This is a genomic window from Streptomyces sp. SudanB5_2050 (genome assembly GCF_964272335.1).
In the GTDB taxonomy this organism is placed as follows: domain Bacteria; phylum Actinomycetota; class Actinomycetes; order Streptomycetales; family Streptomycetaceae; genus Streptomyces; species Streptomyces rochei.
On record NZ_OZ186760.1, the window covers coordinates 7287937 to 7304628 of the forward strand.

At 73.6% G+C, this 16692-nt stretch carries 13 protein-coding genes; 7 read left to right on the plus strand and 6 right to left on the minus strand.

The genetic code is table 11. From position 1 onward, the window contains the following. The 3 genes from ACFZP7_RS32090 to ACFZP7_RS32100 all read right to left on the minus strand — a co-directional run bounded on the left by ACFZP7_RS32090 (position 1) and on the right by ACFZP7_RS32100 (position 3932). Complete coding sequence (locus ACFZP7_RS32090) at positions 1 to 2139, minus strand: hypothetical protein (RefSeq protein ID WP_385637510.1); 2139 nt, start codon at positions 2137 to 2139, stop codon at positions 1 to 3. Between the two features lie 387 nt (positions 2140 to 2526). Continuing rightward, a complete protein-coding gene (locus ACFZP7_RS32095; protein WP_164287834.1) occupies positions 2527 to 3054 on the minus strand; it encodes a hypothetical protein in 528 nt (175 codons plus the stop codon). 245 nt (positions 3055 to 3299) lie between these two features. Continuing rightward, complete coding sequence (locus ACFZP7_RS32100; protein ID WP_385637513.1) at positions 3300 to 3932, minus strand: TetR/AcrR family transcriptional regulator C-terminal ligand-binding domain-containing protein; 633 nt, start codon at positions 3930 to 3932, stop codon at positions 3300 to 3302. Between the two features lie 160 nt (positions 3933 to 4092). Between ACFZP7_RS32100 and ACFZP7_RS32105 the strand changes: the two genes are divergently transcribed. Both ACFZP7_RS32105 and ACFZP7_RS32110 read left to right on the plus strand, forming a co-directional pair. Next, on the plus strand, positions 4093 to 5151 hold the full coding sequence (locus ACFZP7_RS32105) for an aldo/keto reductase (protein WP_385637515.1): 1059 nt from the start codon (positions 4093 to 4095) through the stop codon (positions 5149 to 5151). A 128-nt stretch (positions 5152 to 5279) separates the two neighbouring features. Further along, positions 5280 to 5687 (plus strand): hypothetical protein, encoded by a 408-nt coding sequence (locus ACFZP7_RS32110; protein WP_385637517.1) that lies wholly within the window; start codon positions 5280 to 5282, stop codon positions 5685 to 5687. A gap of 88 nt (positions 5688 to 5775) precedes the next feature. Here ACFZP7_RS32110 and ACFZP7_RS32115 read toward each other — a convergent pair whose 3' ends face one another. Together ACFZP7_RS32115 and ACFZP7_RS32120 are read right to left on the minus strand one after the other, a co-directional pair. Continuing rightward, positions 5776 to 7305, minus strand: coding sequence for a CHAD domain-containing protein (locus ACFZP7_RS32115; RefSeq protein ID WP_385637520.1), 1530 nt, complete (start codon positions 7303 to 7305; stop codon positions 5776 to 5778). 76 nt (positions 7306 to 7381) lie between these two features. Next, positions 7382 to 8527, minus strand: coding sequence for a M23 family metallopeptidase (locus ACFZP7_RS32120; protein ID WP_385637522.1), 1146 nt, complete (start codon positions 8525 to 8527; stop codon positions 7382 to 7384). Between the two features lie 253 nt (positions 8528 to 8780). Between ACFZP7_RS32120 and ACFZP7_RS32125 the strand changes: the two genes are divergently transcribed. Then, positions 8781 to 10148, plus strand: a complete 1368-nt coding sequence (locus tag ACFZP7_RS32125) for an MFS transporter (protein WP_385637525.1) — start codon at positions 8781 to 8783, stop codon at positions 10146 to 10148. A 16-nt stretch (positions 10149 to 10164) separates the two neighbouring features. Here the strand turns inward: ACFZP7_RS32125 and ACFZP7_RS32130 are convergent, their stop codons facing one another. Further along, positions 10165 to 10761, minus strand: coding sequence for a TetR/AcrR family transcriptional regulator (locus tag ACFZP7_RS32130; RefSeq protein WP_019330271.1), 597 nt, complete (start codon positions 10759 to 10761; stop codon positions 10165 to 10167). 162 nt (positions 10762 to 10923) lie between these two features. Here ACFZP7_RS32130 and ACFZP7_RS32135 point away from each other — a divergent pair, with 162 nt between their 5' ends. The 4 genes from ACFZP7_RS32135 to ACFZP7_RS32150 all read left to right on the plus strand — a co-directional run bounded on the left by ACFZP7_RS32135 (position 10924) and on the right by ACFZP7_RS32150 (position 16677). After that, entirely contained in the window at positions 10924 to 12498 is a 1575-nt protein-coding gene (locus ACFZP7_RS32135) for a class I adenylate-forming enzyme family protein (RefSeq protein WP_385637528.1), read from the plus strand. Positions 12499 to 12611: 113 nt separating this feature from the next. Then, positions 12612 to 13790 carry an acyl-CoA dehydrogenase family protein gene (locus tag ACFZP7_RS32140; protein WP_306693436.1) on the plus strand — a complete coding sequence of 393 codons (1179 nt, stop codon included), beginning with the start codon at positions 12612 to 12614 and terminating at the stop codon, positions 13788 to 13790. Positions 13791 to 13831: 41 nt separating this feature from the next. After that, positions 13832 to 15700 (plus strand): alkyl/aryl-sulfatase, encoded by a 1869-nt coding sequence (locus tag ACFZP7_RS32145; RefSeq protein WP_385637531.1) that lies wholly within the window; start codon positions 13832 to 13834, stop codon positions 15698 to 15700. 131 nt (positions 15701 to 15831) lie between these two features. Beyond that, a complete protein-coding gene (locus ACFZP7_RS32150; RefSeq protein ID WP_031015161.1) occupies positions 15832 to 16677 on the plus strand; it encodes an aminoglycoside 6-adenylyltransferase in 846 nt (281 codons plus the stop codon). Positions 16678 to 16692: the final 15 nt, after the last annotated feature.

A 16692-nucleotide genomic window follows, 5' to 3' on the forward strand; every position in this document is an offset into this window, starting at 1 on the left:
TCAGCGCCGCGCGCCGTACGGCACCGGTTCGGTCACACCCGGCGGCACCCGGGTGGGGGGCGCGGTGGGGGCGGCGGTGCCGGTGTCGGCCGGGAGGGTGACCTTGTCACCGGGAGCGGTGGGCGTGGAGGGCAGGGTGAGGTCGAGCGTCCCGCCGGACGTGGGGGTCCAGCCGGAGAGCGCGCCGGCGTAGGCGTCGCCGAAGGCCGTGCCGCCCCGCAGGGTGCCCTCGGGCATCGTCGCCGTCACGGCGACGCCCTCCGGCGCCCGCACGGTGACGCTGTCGCCGACGCGGTAGGCGGTGACCTGTCCGGCGTCGACCGCGTTCCGCCAGGCGGCGCGGCGCTGCATCTCGACGCCGATGTCCGCCATGCGGAGGTTCACCACGGGGGCGCTGTCGGCGAACAGGGCCGCGTAGCCTTCCAGTACGCCGTCCAGGACGGGGTAGGCGATGCGGTCCTCGGCGAGGTTCGACTGGTGGATGAAGTGCGGCCTGGGATCGTTGGACAGCACGTGTCCGAGGGCGATCCGGGTCTCCAGCGGCACGATGTGCTCCGTGTAGCCCGTCTCCGGGTCCAGCGGAGCGGTCAGGCAGGTGGACGTGGCGGGGTTGTCCTCGCAGATGCCGCTGCCGCCCTGGGCCCGGCTGGTGTAGATCCAGTTGTACTCGTCGACCTGCTCGGCCGCCCGCCCCGCGTTGTAGAAGACGTTCATCGGGTAGCGGGGGACCGTCGTGGCGCTGCCCACCCGCCGCTGGACGGGGTCGCGGGAGTTGTCCGAGGCGAGCCAGGTGATCCCGGTGTCGGTGAGGGCCGGGCCCAGGTTCGGGTTGTCCTCGGGCTGCTGCGGGGCGACCTTCAGGCCGGAGTGCTCGCCGGTGACCAACTCCTGGTTCACCAGCGGCAGTCCGGCGCTCTCGCCCCAGACGCGGTTGGTGGCGATCTCGTCGGCGATCTCGTTCCGGCTCACCCACTGGGTGCTGCCGTCGGGATCGGTCGCGCACTTCCACGGGACGACGGTGACGTCCTGCCGGCAGCCCAGGAAGGCGTGGGTGTAGGTGTGGTTGATCCAGCGGAAGCGGTTCCGCTCGGCGACGAACCGGTCGGCGAGGGGGTCGGCGCCGCCGTTGTCCTCGCGGTGGTCGACGCTGCCGGAGCCGTTGTAGGCCAGGTCCAGGGTGAAGTCCCGGCTCTGCTGCCAGGCGAGGGCGTGGTCGACGTCGGCCGGGACCATGCGGATGGGGTTGGGCGTGCCCTCGCCCGGCGGGCAGTCCACGTCCCCCGGCGTGCAGTTCAGTTCGGTGTCCCAGCGGTCGTCGGCCGCGAAGACGTCGTCCACGTGCACGGCGAAGTAGTTGCGGCCGGCGCCGAGGTGGACGCCCCCGGTCATCCACTCCACGATGCCCCGGGCCAGCAGCCGGAACTGCTGCTGGTGCTGGTTGTAGACGAAGGTGACGACCAGTTCGCGCCGTCCGTCGTGGCGGTACTCGCCCACCAGGGACCCCTTCGTCGGCCGTCCCGGGATCGCCGCCTGGACGTAGGGCACGAAGTCGGCGCCGGGCGCGGGCGTCGACAGGTAGGCGTAGGACTCGCCCACGGTGGGGGAGTTGTCCTCGAACGGCACCGTGCCGTCCAGGTACCCGAAGGGCCCGGACAGCCCGGCCTCGGTCACCTCCGCGCGGACGCCGTCGACGCTGCCGGCGTACCCGGCGCCGACGGCGGCCTGCAGCCCGACCTCGGGTCGGGCGTAGGTGTAGGCGTCGACCTGCGGGATCGCGTACGCGCGCTCGTAGTCGGCGAGCGCCGTCATCTCGGCGGAGCCCGCGGGGAACGGGTTGTCGTTGGGCAGCACCACGGCCTGGAACCGGGCGCGCGGCCGTCCGTCCACCGTGTCCGCGAGGAACCCGGCGTCGATCACCGGCCGGCCGGCGTCCCGCAGGTCCACCTCCGTGACCGGCGTGCCCGCCGTCTCCAGTTCGGCGGCGATGGCGTCGGTGGCCGGTCCGCCGTCGCTCACGACCAGCACCCGCAGGTCGATGCGCGGGGCCGGGGCGTCGGCGTGGACCGGCCCGGCCGGTAGACCGAGCGACGCGATCAGCGCGCCCACTGCGAGCGCCGTGGTGCGTATGGTCCGCTTCATGCGGTGAGATTCCCTCCCCCTGGGCAGGGGTGGACGGACTCCTGCCGGAGTCCACCCCACCCCGTGACCACGCCGTCGCCCCCCTGAGACGTCGGTCGTCGACGTTTCCGTCGCGTCACATAGTGATGCTCATGTGGAGCATTTGTGTGCCTGCTGCGGAACTTGACGGAAAAGCGTATGTGTCTATTTCGCCGGAAGCGGCGCCGCCGCACGCGGTCCGCCGACGCCGGGCGGGGACGGCGGACGGGCCCGGCAGGCCCGTGTGCTGCTGCGAGTCGGAGGGAGCGCCCCCGGAAGCGTCGCTTCCGGGGGCGCGCGGGTGTCAGTGGTCTCGACCAGGGTGCCGACCTGCGCCGGAGCGAGATCAGGTCAGCCGTACCCTCGCGGTCAGGCGCACAGGACGCGGGTCTCCGGCGTGTACACCGGGCCGCCGTTGACGCTGGTGCTGTCGCTGAACTCGACGTAGAAGTACGAGTAGAAGCCGATGTTCCCGTTGCAGCCGGAGTCGGCGGCGACCTGGAGGGTCAGGGTGACGGTGCGGCTCTGGCCGGGCGGGACGGTCGCCCCGTAGTTGGTGCCGAGGTCGGCGGGTCCGGTGCCGGAGCACGGGACGGCGCCGGCGTCCGAGGCCAAGGTGCAGCCGGTGAAGGCGTACTTGAGGTCGGGCCGCTGGGTGGTCAGCCAGGTCGGGTCGATCGTCTGGTAGACGAACCAGATGTCGTACGTCTTGTTGTTCTTGATGGTCATCGACAGGTTCACCGTGCCGCCCGGCCGCGTGGTCGCCGTGTCGGTGGTGAACGTCAGCTCGGCCGGGGCGGGGTCGGCGGCGCTCGCGGTGGGCGCCAGGCCGAACAGGGCGAGGGCGAGGGCGATGATCGTGGCGAGACCGAGGCGTCTCGTTCGTGTGGATCGCATGGCCCGGGAGACTAGGCACGGCCCGGCCGCACCGTCTGCACCGTCCGGAACGGGCGGAACAGGGCTCGGCCGGAAGTGTGTGTGCGGTGAAGGAGTTGTGACGGCTTCGTGTCACCCGATGGCGGCCGGTGTTCGCGCACCACAGGGCGGGGGCGCGGCCGGTGCCGCGCCGCCCCGCGCCACCGGCCGGACGTCCCGGTGGCAATGGCGCATTCCGGGTGCCTGCCGTACGTGCCGGCGGCCCGTCACTCCGTCGTGGTGACGAAGGCGCCCGCGCGTGCCGCCGCCGCGGCGGCGTCGGCGGCACGGTCGGCCGCCGCCTCGTCGAGCGGTTCGGCGGTGGTGAGCAGGCGGTAGTACAGGGGGGCCGATACGGCGCGGATCACCTCGCGCGCGTCGGTGCCCGGGGGCAGTTCGCCGCGCTCGACGGCCTGCCGGGCGCAGGGTGCCCACTCGTCGACCCGGGTCTCGTAGAACCGGTGCAGGGCCGCCGCCGCCCGGCTGTCGCAGGTCGCCGCGGCGATCACGGCCTTGAAGAGCGGGCCCTGGCGCGGGTCGGCCAGGGTGCGCCGCACGAGCCGGGCGTTGGCGCGCAGGTCGCCGGCGAGGGTGCCGGTCTCCGTGCGGGGCAGCGACTGCTCCGCCATCTCGACGAGCAGATCGGCGACGAGGGCGACCGGATTCCCCCAGCGGCGGTAGACGGTGGTCCTTCCGACCTCCGCGCGGCGGGCGACGTCCGCGAGGTCGAGTCCGGCCAGGCCGTGCTCGGCCAGGGCGTCACCCGCGGCCCGCAGGACGGCGGAGCGTACCCGCGCGGTGCGCCCTCCGGGGCGGACGCTGCCCGGGTTCGCGGTCTCCTTCGCGGCCTCAGAAGCCATAACGGTACTCCGGTTCCATTAGTTGCTCTCTCCTGTTAGTCTCGCAGCATCTTAAGGGGATGTAAGTCCCGTTAGGAATCGCCGTCCGCTGCGCGACGCGCACCGGCGCCGCCCGGCGCGGAGACGGCCCGACGAAGACGAAGACGAAGGGGAGACCGTCATGGAATTCAGGAGACTGGGCGCGTCCGGGCTCATGGTCCCGGAGCTGAGCTTCGGCGCCGGCACGTTCGGCGGCCGGGGAGAGCTGTTCGGCGCCTGGGGCACCACGGACGCCGCGGAGGCCCGCCGACTGGTGGACATCTGCCTGGAGGCCGGGGTGACCATGTTCGACACCGCCGACGTCTACTCCGGCGGCGCGTCGGAGGAGGTGCTCGGCGCCGCGATCCGGGGCCGGCGCGACCAGGTGATCATCTCCACCAAGGCCGGGCTCCCGACGGGCGACGGACCGGCCGACGCGGGCACCTCGCGCGCCCGGCTGATCACCGCCGTCGACCGGGCCCTGAGCCGCCTCGGCACGGACTACATCGACCTCTTCCACCTGCACGCCTTCGACGCCGGAACCCCGGTCGAGGAGGTGCTCGCCACCCTCGACGACCTCGTACGGGCCGGCAAGCTCCGCTACACCGGGGTCTCCAACTTCAGCGGCTGGCAGCTGATGAAGTCCCTGGCCGACGCCGACACCCACGGACACCGGCGTTACGCGGCACACCAGGTCTACTACTCCCTCGTCGGCCGGGACTACGAGTGGGAGCTGATGCCGCTCGGTCTCGACCAGGGCGTCGGTGCCGTCGTCTGGAGCCCGCTCGGCTGGGGCCGGCTGACCGGTCGCATCCGCCGCGGGACCCCGCTTCCGGCAGGGAGCCGGCTGCACGCCACCGCCGACTTCGGCCCGCCCGTCCCGGACGACCTCCTGTTCCGGGTGGTCGACGCCCTGGACGCCGTCGCCGAGGAGACGGGCCGGACCGTCCCCCAGATCGCGATCAACTGGCTGCTGCGCCGCCCGACCGTCTCCTCGGTCATCATCGGCGCCCGCAACGAGGAGCAGCTGCGGCAGAACCTCGGCGCCGTCGGCTGGAGCCTGACCGAGGAGCAGGTGGCCCGCCTCGACGCGGCGAGCGCCACGACGGCCCCCTATCCGTACTTCCCCTACGAGCGCCAGGAGGGCTTCGCCCGTCTCAACCCCCACCCGCTGCGCCAGGTGGCCGCATCCACGGCCTGACCCGTGGCTTCGCGGCGGTGCGGACCCCCGTTGTCAGTGCCGTGCACAACAATGCGGGCAAGCGAGATCAACTCCGGCCGGAACGGGTAGGCGGTCTCGAGTCCCCTGTCCCGGAAAGGCCGCAGCCGATGCCGCTCACCGCCGTTCACGCGCAGACCACCGACCCACGGGCGAACGGTCGCCGCGGGCCCCGCCCGTGCGGCCCGCTCAGCGCCGCCGAGGCCGACGTCCTGCGCATCGTCACCGACGCGCGCACCCCCGTGTTCGTGACCGTGCGCGAGGGCGGACGGCGCAGATACAGCTACTGGCGGCCACTGGACTCGGCCACCGGCCGGGGCGGTTGCTACGCGGCGCTGCCCACCGCCGAGTGTGACCGGCTGTACGCGGCGGGCCGGATCGCCCTGGGCGAGCCGTTGATCGACCCGACCCGGACGATGTACCGCGTCACCGCCGTGAGGACGACACCGGCCGCGCCCGCACCCGCGCCCGCGCCCGCGCGGCCACGTCTGGTCCGGACCCGCGCGCGGGCGGCCTGAGCGCGGCGGGTGCCGGGACGCCCGAGCCCGGGCCCGGGGCGGCCCGGTCGGCCCGGTGCCGCCGTGCCCGGCGCGACCGCCCGGCCGGTCAGTGCGCCAGGTGGGTCCGCAGCGCCGGGTCCGACGCCTCCCGCCACACGGCGGGCAGCTCCTTCTCGCGTGCCCGGGCCCGCGCCCGTTCCTGTCCGTGCAGCACTCCCCAGGTGAACGCGGTCTCTCCCGCCGTGTGCGCGGCCACCGCCAGTTCCCGCAGTGCCTCCTGGGCGACGACCGCGTCCTGGTGGTCGCCCAGCAGTCGCTGGACGGCCTTGGCGCGCTTGCCGAGGCGCTTGACGGGCTTGCCGAGCACGGGCCGGGCGACCTCGGCGGCGTACCGCACCTTCTTGGCGGCCTTGCGGGCCTGGTGGAGCGCCACGTCCCGGTCCGGACCCGGCGGCAGTGCCAGGGCCCGCTCCATGCGGCCGGCCAGCCGGTCGTACTCCTTGAGGACCGCCCCGCCCATCGTCCGGGCCGGCTTCCCGGTGGCCTTGCCGCGCAGCGGCGGCTCGGCGAGCAGGCCGTCCAGCGCGTCCAGAAGCCGCAGATAGCGGTCCGAGGCCAGGGCCGCGCGGGTGCGCGTCCGGCTGTCCTCGCCCCGCGACACCTCCCAGGCCCGCAGCCGGGCGGCGACCGGACCGAGCACCAGCTCACCGGGCAGGTCGTCGATCCCCGCGCCCAGGCGCTCGCGCAGTACCTCCTGGTCGCGCTCCACTCCCAGCTCACCGGCCAGCCACTTCAGTTCCGCGCGCACCGGATCGGTGACCCGGCGGTCGAGCACCGACCGGTAGGAGCGCAGGCAACTGCGCAGGCGGCGACAGGCGACACGCATCCGGTGCACCCCGTCGGGCAGCTCACGCCGGGCCGCCGGGTCCAGGGCCACCAGGGCGGCGACCTGCTCCTCCAGATAGGCCAGCACATACGAGCCGGGTGAACCGGGGGCCGCCGCGGCGCGGGTCCGGGTGCCCTCGGCCGCCGCGCCGGTCTCCCGCAGCGCCCGGACGAACTTCGAGGGGCTGTCCGCCCGGACGATCCCCTTCTTGCGCAGCTTCTTCTCCAGGGTGTCGAGCAGCCCGGCCCCGACCCCGTCGGCGAGTTCGACCTCCACCTCCCGCCACTCGGCACGGCCGCCGCCGGGCAGCAGCGAATCCGCCCGCACCTCGTCGAGGCTCACCTCCGCCAGCGGCGCGCCGTCCGCGTCCCACAGGTGCCGCACGGCCCGGGTCGACCGCACCCGCGTCACCGGACGCAGCGCGGCTCCCCGGGTGCGGGAGAGGAGCAGTTCGCGCAGGGCGTCCGGCACCTCGTCCGACAGCGGGGCCCGCACCTCCTCCCGGGTGTCCCCGGTCAGCGGCAGCTTCAGATGCCAGCCGGCGTCCGGCCCGCCCGTGCGGCGGCGCAGCGTCGCCGAGGAGCCGGCCAGCCGCAGGTCCGCGGTGTCGTGGTACACCGCGTCCAGCTCCTCGGGCCCGGCCGCGGTGACCGAGGCCACCGGCCCGGCGCCGGTCAGATCGGGCAGCCCCTCGATGCCGGAGGACGACGGCTCGTACTTTCGCTCTGTCTCGCGCTTCGACACGGTCATGCTGAAACCCTGGACGGGATCCGGCGGATCAAACGCTCCGGACGCCGGTCGGCGGGGCGGAAACGTCCGACTCGTCTCAGCCCGTGGGCGTCAGCCAGGGGCGCGGATCGGTGTAGTAGCCGTCGAGGACGACCTCGAAGTGCAGGTGGGGACCGGTGGACAGGCCCGTGGAGCCCACCCGGCCGACCATCGTGCCCGCCTCCACCGTCCGGCCCACGGCGGTGTCCAGGGACGACAGGTGACTGTAGGTCGTCTCCAGCCGCTTGCCCTCGATCGTCCCGTGGTCGATCACCACGCGGTTGCCGTACGCGGTGGTCGACGCGGCGAACACGACGCGGCCCGCCCGTGCGGCGGCGACCGGCGTCCCCTGGCGCGCGGCGAAGTCCACGCCGGTGTGCAGCTTGGTGACGCCGGTCAGCGGGTGCTCCCGCGAACCGTAGGGCGAGGTGACCGTGAGCGGGCTGACCGGGGCGGCCAGGAGCGCTCCGGCGGCCTGGCCCGTGCCGCCGGCGGCACCGTCCCGGTCGAGCGCCTCGTAGCGCGGGACCAGGGCCTCCACCTCGGCCAGGTAGGCCGTGGCCGTCGGCGGGACGCGGCCCGCCTCGGTCACCGCGTCGGCTCCCTCCGCGTAGGCGGCGAGGGTCAGGTCGACGAGGTCCCCGTTGATCCTGCCCGAGGTGCGCAGTTCCGTCATCCGCTCCGCCAGGGCGCAGTCCTGCCGACCGAGCGCCATGATCGCGTCCGCCGGGTCGAGGGGCGAGGAGCGTCCGTTGCCGTCGTCGTCCCTGCCCCAGGTGCGCCACTCGCCGTCGGTGAAGTCGGCGATGCCCTTGTGGCCCGAGAGTTCGTCCGTGTCGTCGCTCCACCCGGAGAGCTGGTCGATCTGAGCGGCGAGCACGGACGGTTCCAGGACGGTGCAGGCCGAGGCCGCCTCGCGCAGCCAGGGGACGTAGGACGGGTCGATGTCCACGGCCGCCTGTTCCGCCTCCGCGTCCTCGGGCCACGGTGTGGGCAGGCCGCCCGTCAGCGCCAGGAAGGCGGCGACGCCCGTCACGGTCACCAGCCCCGGGAGCAGCAGCAGCGTGAAGGGCCCGGGACCGCGTCGCCGGCGCCTCGGTGCCGGTTCCTCCTGCCCGCGCTGCCGCGCCGGCCCTTCGCCGTCCGCCGCCCCGGCCGGGTCCGCCGTGGCCGGGGCCGCCACCGTCGGTCGGTCGTCGTTCACCCGGCCGCCCGCCGGGACGTGATGCTCACGGGCCGAAGTCAACGGCCTGTCGCCGCGGGTGTCAGGAGGCGCCGAGGCACAAGCCGGTGCCCGAACGGGCAGTGCCGGCGGAACCGGACGGCCCACCCCCGCCCGCACAAAGGTCACGTCCGGACCGTTGACCCCGCTGGAGTCGCGAACTACTTTGCCGGACTAGACGAAAGTTAATGGACAGGTCGTTCGATATCTTCCGCCGTGCCTACCTGGAGCCGCTGTGGCCGTTCATCCTCTCCCGCCCCGACGTACCTCGGCCCCGGAGACTCCGGACCCACCCGCGTACGACCGGCGCCGCGCCTGGCTGATCCTCGCGATGGTCGTCGCCTTCATGATGATCAACTACGCGGACAAGTCCGTGCTGGGCCTCGCCGCGGTCCCGCTCATGGACGAACTCGCCATCGACAAGAGCACCTACGGGCTGATCTCCAGCTCCTTCTACGTGCTGTTCAGCGTCTCGGGACTGGTCGTCGGACTGCTGTCGGCCCGGTGGTCGACGCGCACCATGCTCCTGGTGATGGCGGCCCTGTGGGCGGTGGCCCAACTGCCGGCCCTGGTGGCCACCGTCCCCGCCCTCGTCGCGGGGCGGCTGCTGCTGGGCGCCGCGGAGGGGCCCGCCGCCTCGATGTCCATGCACACCCTCTACGGCTGGTTCCCGCCGGGCCGGCGCGGGATGCCCTCGGCCCTGCAGATCGGCGGCGCGGCCCTGGGTACCGCCGTCGCGGCACCGGTGCTGACCTGGTTCATCGTGAATCTGGGCTGGCGTTCGGCCTTCGTCGCGCTGGCGATCACCAGCGCCGCCTGGTGCCTGGTCTGGTACGCCGTCGGCAAGGAAGGCCCCTACAGCGCCGCCGCCCAGCGGTCCGCCGCCGGTGCCGCCCCGGCGTCCGGGACCCCCGGGGCCGGAGAGCGGAACGGCACCCGGGCCACGGTCGAGGCGTCGGCGCCTCCGCTGTCCCGGCTGCTGCTCAGCGGGACCGTCGTGGGCAGCGTCCTCAGCGCCTTCGGTTCCCACTGGGCGCTGGCGGTCTCCAGTGCCTGGCTGCCGGTCTATCTGCAGACCCAGCTCGACCTGACCGCGTCGACCGCGTCGGTCGCCGTCAGCGCGGTCTCGGTGCTCAGCCTGCTCCTGCTGCTGTCCGTCCCGGCCCTCGTCGACCGGCGCAAACGGCATGGCCGGGCCGGCCGCGCCGCCGACGGGATCGCCCAGGGGGCGGCGGTCCTGGTGTCCGGCGCCGCGCTCGCCCTGCTGCCCTTCGCCGAACAGCGCCCCGCGCAACTGGCGCTGGTGGCCGTGGCCTTCGCCGCCCACGCGGTGGCGATCCCCCTGCACTACGTGACCACGGCGGCCGTCGTGCCCGCGGGCCGGCGCGGCCCGGTCTTCGGCGTGGTCGCGGCGACCGGCACACTGCCGGGCATGTTCGTGCCGTATCTCACCGGGCACCTGGTCGACGGCGCGGCCTCCGAGGCGACCGGCTACGCGATCGCCTTCCTGCTGTCCGCGGCCGTGATGGCCGTGTGCGGCGCGGTGGCGATGCTCGCCATCCGCCCGGACCGCGACGCCCGCGCCCTCGGCGGCGAGGGCTGAGGCGGCCGGTCCGCCGTCACTCGGGCCGGTCGAAACCGGTGGCCCAGTACCGGCCGTGCAGCGCGAAGTCGAGCAGCATGCGCACCACTTCCTCGGCCGGCAGCGGCGGGGTCTCGTGCTCGACCCACCACTGGAGGACCGACACCTGCTCGCCGACCCAGACGCGGGCCAGGAGGTCGGCGTCGATCCGCGGCTTCACGTCGTTGCGCTCCGAGCGGCCGCGGAACTCCTCGGCGGCGACGCGGGCGCACGCCTCGGTGAACATCCGCAGCGGCTTGCCGTCCCCCTCGCCCCGCAGCACGATCCGGTACAGGTCGCGCTCCTGCCGGGCGTGCCGCAGCATCTCCAGCACCGGCCTGCCGGTGAAACCGACCGCGGTCTCCGCCATCGCCGGGCGCAGCCGTTCGTCGAGTTCGTCGAGCAGGTCCCGGGTGACGCGGGCGAACAGCTCGTCCTTGTCCCGGAAGTGGCTGTAGAACGTCGCCCGCGCCACGTCGGCGCGCTGGGTGATGTCCTCGACGCTCAGCGCCGTGAAGCCCCGTTCCAGGACCAGCGCGACCAGGGCGTCGCGCAGTGCTCTGCGCGTCTTGCGAATGCGTCGGTCCTCGGCCATCCCCGTAGTCCGTCTCCCTGTCCGGTTCCGATCCCTGCCGGCCCGGCGGGTCCGCGCCGTCCGAGCGGCAGTCAGTCTACGGACTCTTGACAGGCGATGCGTTACCGAACAATCTGTCTGGAAACATTCAGCCCGTTCATGTTCGCGTATGGGAGCCCGTCGTTGAACCTCGGCATCTACCTCACCCGCAGCGCCCGTCACTGGCCCGAGCACCCCGCCCTGGTCTGCGGCGACCGCACCTGGACCTACGCCCGCCTCGAGGAGCGCGCCAACCGGCTGGCCTCCGCGCTGGTCCGGCGCGGACTCGGCCCCGACGACGCCGTGGCCTCCCTCGCCTGGAACCGCGGTGAGCTGGTGGAGGTGGAATTCGCGCTGTACAAGGCCGGGTTGATCCGGGTGCCGGTCAACGCCCGGCTCGGCCGCGCGGAGATCGAGCACATCCTGCGCGACGCCCCCGTGCGGGTGCTCGTCTTCGACGAGGCGCACCGCGAGGACGCCCTGGCGGCCGTGGCGGCGGCCGGCACCGACTGCCTCCCGGTGGCCCTCGACGCGTCCGCGACCGACGACGGGCCGCAGGCCACGACCGTCTCCTACGACGGCCTGCTCGCCGAGGGCGGCACCGAGCCCGTGGCCGTGGAGACGGACGAGGACGCGCCCGCCGTCCTCAACTTCACCTCCGGCTCCACCGGTTCGCTCAAGGCGGCGGTGCAGACCTTCGGCAACCGGCTCGCCAACATGCGCAAGACCCTCATGAACGACGAGTCACGGCCCCGCCCGGACACCCGCTACCTGGCCTGCGGTCCCATCACGCACGCCACCGGCATGGTCCTGCTGGCCGGCGTCTTCGGCGGCTCCACCACCCATGTGCTGCCGGGCTGGAGCGCACAGGCGTTCCTGGACACCGTGGAGCGCGAGCGCATCACCGCCACGTTCCTGGTACCCGCGATGCTCAACGCCGTACTCGCCCATCCCGGGGCCGCCGACCGCGACCTGTCCAGCCTCACCAGCGTCCGCGTCGGCGGGGCACCCGTCTCACCGCGGCGACTGCGCGACGCCGTCGCCCTGTTCGGCCCGGTGGTGGCCCAGGGCTACGGTCTGGCCGAGACCACCAGTGTGGTGGCCGGCATGTCCGGCGCCGACATCGCCCGCGCGGTCACCGACGACCCCGAACTCCTCCAGTCCTGCGGCCGGGCCGCCTACGACACCGAGGTCCGGGTGGTCGACGAGCAGGGGAACACGCTCCCGCCCCGTGAGGTCGGCGAGATCATCGTGCGCGGACCCGACTGCGTCCGCCGCTACTGGCGGGCGCCCGAACTCTCCGCCCAGACCTTCCGCGACGGCTGGGTGCACACCGGCGACCTCGCCTGGATGCGCGAGGACGGCTACCTGTTCCTCGTCGACCGCAAGAAGGACATGATCATCTCGGGTGGCTTCAACATCTACAGCAACGAGGTCGAGACCGTCCTGTACGAGCACCCCGCCGTCCAGGAGGCCTGCGTGATCGGGGTCCCGGACGAGCAGTGGGGCGAGGCGGTCAAGGCCGTCGTAGTCCCCCGCCCCGGCACCCCGGTCACCGCCGACGAACTGGCCGACTTCTGCGCCCGGCGCCTGGACCGCTTCAAGAAGCCGCGCTCCGTCGACTTCGTCGGCGAACTCCCGCACAACCGCAACGGCAAGCTCGACCGCAAGGCCGTCCGCGAACCGTACTGGGCGCACGCCACCCGCCGCGTGCACTGAACCGGGCCGAGCCCCCGACCCCGGCGCCCCGCACCGAGACCCGGGCGCCCCGCACCACAACCTCCCCCCCCCCCCGGCGCCCCGCACCACGACCTCCCCCGGAGACCCGCCCCATGACCTTCTCCTTCCGCCCCGTCCCCGACGATCCGCGCTTGGCCGACCTGGTCGAGCGCCTGCGCGGATACCTCGACGGTGAACTCGCCCAGTACGAACACGACAACGGCATCACCCACACCTCCCGCCTCTCCCGGGCCGATCTGGAGCCGGTCTGGAAACGCTGCCGCGCACTCGGCTTCTACGGCATCCACCTCCCCGAGGAATACGGCGGGCAGGCCCTGACCTACTCCGAACTCGCCGTGCTCAAGGAGGAGATCGCCGCCTCCGGCCGCGTCCTCGGCCACAGTGTCCTCGGCGACATGGGCGGCCCGCTGCGCGCCGGCGACATCCTGCGCCACGCCACCCCCCACCAGCTCGACACCTATCTGCTGCCGCTGGTCCGCGGCGAACGCGCCTGCTGCTTCTCCCTCACCGAGGCGGACGCCGGCTCCGATGTGCGGGCCATGCGCACCACCGCCGTCCGGGACGGCGACGGCTACCGCCTCACCGGTCACAAGGTGTTCAGCTCCGCCGGCCCCTTCGCCGACTTCGCCATCGTGGTGGCGCGCATGGCGGGCACGGAGGAGGAGTCCTACTCCGCCTTCCTCGTCGACCTCGACAGCCCCGGCTGCCGGGTCACCGACGGTGCCACCCCCATGTCCGGGGAGCACATCGAGAGCGACATCGTCCTCGACGACTGCCGCGTCCCCGCCGCCAACCTCCTCGGCGAGGAGGGCAAGGGCCTGCGCATCGCCCTGGGCCGCGTCACCGTCAACCGCCTCCTGCACTGCCCGTCGGCGATCGGCGCCGCCCGCCGCGCACTGCACCTCACCCGCGACCGCGCCCTCACCCGCACGGTCAACGGCAAGCCCCTGCTCGCCCTCCAGGCCATCCAGCACAAGCTCGCCGACATGGCCGCCGACCTCTACGCGGCCCGCTCGATGACCTACGCCGCGCTGGCCGCCCTCGACCGGGGCGAGGACGTGCGCACCGAGGCGTTCATGTGCAAGCTCTTCGTCGCCGAGTCGGCCTTCCGCCTGCTCGACGAGGCGGTGCAGATCCACGGCAAGGACGGACTGACCCAGGGCCACGAGATCGAGTACCTGTTCCGCAAGATGCGCATGTTCCGGGTCCTGACCGGCACGTCCGAGATCCAGCGCAACGGCATCGCCAAGGGCCTCGCCACCCTGGCCTGACCGCCCCGCACCCCGCCTTCACCCCCACCGAGGAAGCATCCATGCCCGGCACCACCCCCGCCCACCTCCCCGAGGACGACCAGGACTTCGCCGACGCCGACCGGGGCTTCATCGCCCGGCTCAGCCCCGGCGTGGTGTGCGACGCCGAGGGCCGCACCGTCTGGGACGCCGACGCCTACGCGTTCCTGGACGGCGACTGCCCGCCCACCGCGCACCCGTCCCTGTGGCGACAGAGCCGCCTGACCGCCAGGCAGGGCCTGTACGAGGTGGTGCCGGGCGTGTACCAGGTGCGCGGCCTGGACCTGTCCAACGTCACCTTCGTCGAGGGCGACCGCGGCGTCCTCGTCGTCGACCCCCTCATCAGCGCCGAGGTGGCCGCCGCCGCACTCGCCCTCTACCGGGAACACCGCGGCGACCGCCCCGTCACCGGCGTCCTCTACACCCACTCGCACGTCGACCACTTCGGCGGCGTCCACGGCGTCGCCGACCCCGAGGACGCCGCCGGACGGCTCCCGGTCATCGCGCCCGCCGGTTTCCTCGAACACGCCGCCGGCGAGAACGTCATCACCGGCCCCGCCATGGCACGCCGCTCCGTCTACATGTACGGCGCCGCCCTGCCCAAGGGACCCGAGGGACAGATCGGCTGCGGCCTCGGCCAGACCACGTCCCTGGGCAGCGTCGGTCTCATCGCCCCCAACCTCGACGTCCGCGCCACCGGCCAGACCGAGACCGTCGACGGCGTCCGGATGGTCTTCCAGCTCACCCCGGGCACCGAGGCCCCGGCGGAGATGAACATCCACTTCCCCGACCTGCGGCTGCTGTGCGTGGCGGAGAACGCCTGCCACACCCTGCACAACGTCCTCACCCTGCGCGGCGCCCTGGTCCGCGACCCCAGCGCCTGGGCCCGCTACCTCACCGAGACCCTGCGCCTGTTCGCCGACACCACCGACGTGGTCTTCGCCTCCCACCACTGGCCCACCTGGGGCCAGGACCGCGCCGTGCGCTTCCTGGAGGAGCAGCGCGACGCCTACGCCTACCTCCACGACCAGTGCGTACGCCTCATCAACGCCGGACACACCGGCGCCGAGATCGCCGAGGAACTGCGCTTCCCGCCCGCGCTGGAACAACGCACCCACATCGGCGGCCACTACGGCTCCCTCAGCCACAACGCCAAGGCCGTCTACCAGCGCTACATGGGCTGGTTCGACGGCAACCCCGCGCACCTGTGGCAGCACCCGCCCCGCGAAGCCGCCGTCCGCTACACCGAGTTCATGGGCGGCGCCGACGCCGTGGTCGCCAAGGCACGCCTCTCCTACGACCGCGGGGACCTGCGCTGGGTCGCCGAGGTGCTGAACCACGTCCTGTTCGCCGAGCCCGGACACGCCGAGGCCCGCGCCCTCCAGGCCGACACCTTCGAACGGCTCGGCCACGGCGCCGAGTGCGGCCCCTGGCGCAACTTCTACCTCACCGGCGCCGCCGAACTGCGCGGGGGAGTCCTCGGCGCCCCGGGCCGCGGCGGGTCCGGCATGGCCGCCGCGCTGACCGTGGAGCAGATCTTCCAGTCCATGGCCGTACGGATCGACGGCCCGCGCGCCGCCGCGGCCGGACGCCTCCTGCTGCGCTGGGAGATCACCGACGGCACACCGGACGCCCCCGCCGAGGTCTGGACGCTGCTGCTGTCCAACGGCGCGCTCATCCCGATGCCCGGCGACGCCCCGCGCGGCGAGAAGCCGCACCTGACCCTGCGCCTGGCCCGCGCCACGCTCGACGCCGTCGTCGGCCGCACGACCACGTTCCCCGCCGCCGTCGCGGCCGGCCTGATGGTCCCGGACGGCGACCTCACCGCGCTCACCACCCTGGGCGGCCTCATGGAACGCCCCGACCCCCGGTTCCCGATCGTCACCCCGTGATCCACGAGCGTCGCGTAGACTCCCCGTCATGGGCGTCTCCTGAACCGACCGCACGGTCCGCAGCCATCCGCCCCGCACCTGCCGGGCGTCGATCCCTCGTGCCCGCGCGCTCACTCAGGAGACAGTCACCCATGTCCGTTCGCCCCGTGTCCTCCGCCTCCCCGGCCCTGGACGACCGCATCGCCCGCCTGCGCCGGCTGGCCGAGTCGGAACCCCGTCTCGAAGGAGTCCTCCTCTACGGCTCCTGGACGGTCGGCGAGGCCGACGCCCACTCCGACATCGAGGCGTACCTGTACGTCGAGGACAAGCACCTGGACGACTTCGACGCCCGGGCGTTCCTCGGACAGCTCGCCCCGCTGGAGCTGGCGTACACCAACATGTACGGCATCCTCGCGGTCGTCTTCGACGACCTGATGCGCGGAGAGTTCCACATCACCCCGGCCGGCCAGGGCATCGAGGAGGTCCCGACCTGGGAGGGCATGGTCCACCTGCCCCGCCCCGAGGCCGCCGTCCTCCTGGACCGCACCGGCCGCCTCACCCGGGCCGCCCGCCGCCTGGCGGAGTTCCGTCCGCCCGAGCCCGCCGCCACCGCGCAGCAGCTCTGCGACGAACTGGCCAACTGGACGCTGATGCTGGCCCACGTCCTGGCCCGGGGCGAAGTGGCCCGCGCCCACACCCTGTTGCACGCCGTCGTCGGCCCGCTCCAGCTCAAGCTGTGCCGGCTGCTGCGCGGCTCCACCGCCCACTGGCTGACCCCCAGCCGGGCCCTGGAGAAGGACCTGCCCGCCGCCGACGTCGACCGCTACACCGCCACCACCGCCGCCGCCCGCGAGGACGAGCTGCGCACCGCGGCCCGCGACAGCTGGCGGTGGAGCCGGGAGCTGGGCGCCGAGGCCGCCGGCCGCTGGGGCATCCGGGTGCCCGAGGAGCTGCACGAGCGGATCGCGGACCTGCTCGCGGGGCACCGTACGGACTGACGCCCGGCGGGCGCG

Coding starts and splice junctions, on each gene's coding strand:
- ACFZP7_RS32090 (WP_385637510.1), bottom strand. CDS start 2,139: ATGAAGCGGACCATACGCACCACGGCGCTCGCAGTGGGCGCGCTGATC.
- ACFZP7_RS32095 (WP_164287834.1), bottom strand. CDS start 3,054: ATGCGATCCACACGAACGAGACGCCTCGGTCTCGCCACGATCATCGCC.
- ACFZP7_RS32100 (WP_385637513.1), bottom strand. CDS start 3,932: ATGGCTTCTGAGGCCGCGAAGGAGACCGCGAACCCGGGCAGCGTCCGC.
- ACFZP7_RS32105 (WP_385637515.1), top strand. CDS start 4,093: ATGGAATTCAGGAGACTGGGCGCGTCCGGGCTCATGGTCCCGGAGCTG.
- ACFZP7_RS32110 (WP_385637517.1), top strand. CDS start 5,280: ATGCCGCTCACCGCCGTTCACGCGCAGACCACCGACCCACGGGCGAAC.
- ACFZP7_RS32115 (WP_385637520.1), bottom strand. CDS start 7,305: ATGACCGTGTCGAAGCGCGAGACAGAGCGAAAGTACGAGCCGTCGTCC.
- ACFZP7_RS32130 (WP_019330271.1), bottom strand. CDS start 10,761: ATGGCCGAGGACCGACGCATTCGCAAGACGCGCAGAGCACTGCGCGAC.
- ACFZP7_RS32140 (WP_306693436.1), top strand. CDS start 12,612: ATGACCTTCTCCTTCCGCCCCGTCCCCGACGATCCGCGCTTGGCCGAC.
- ACFZP7_RS32145 (WP_385637531.1), top strand. CDS start 13,832: ATGCCCGGCACCACCCCCGCCCACCTCCCCGAGGACGACCAGGACTTC.
- ACFZP7_RS32150 (WP_031015161.1), top strand. CDS start 15,832: ATGTCCGTTCGCCCCGTGTCCTCCGCCTCCCCGGCCCTGGACGACCGC.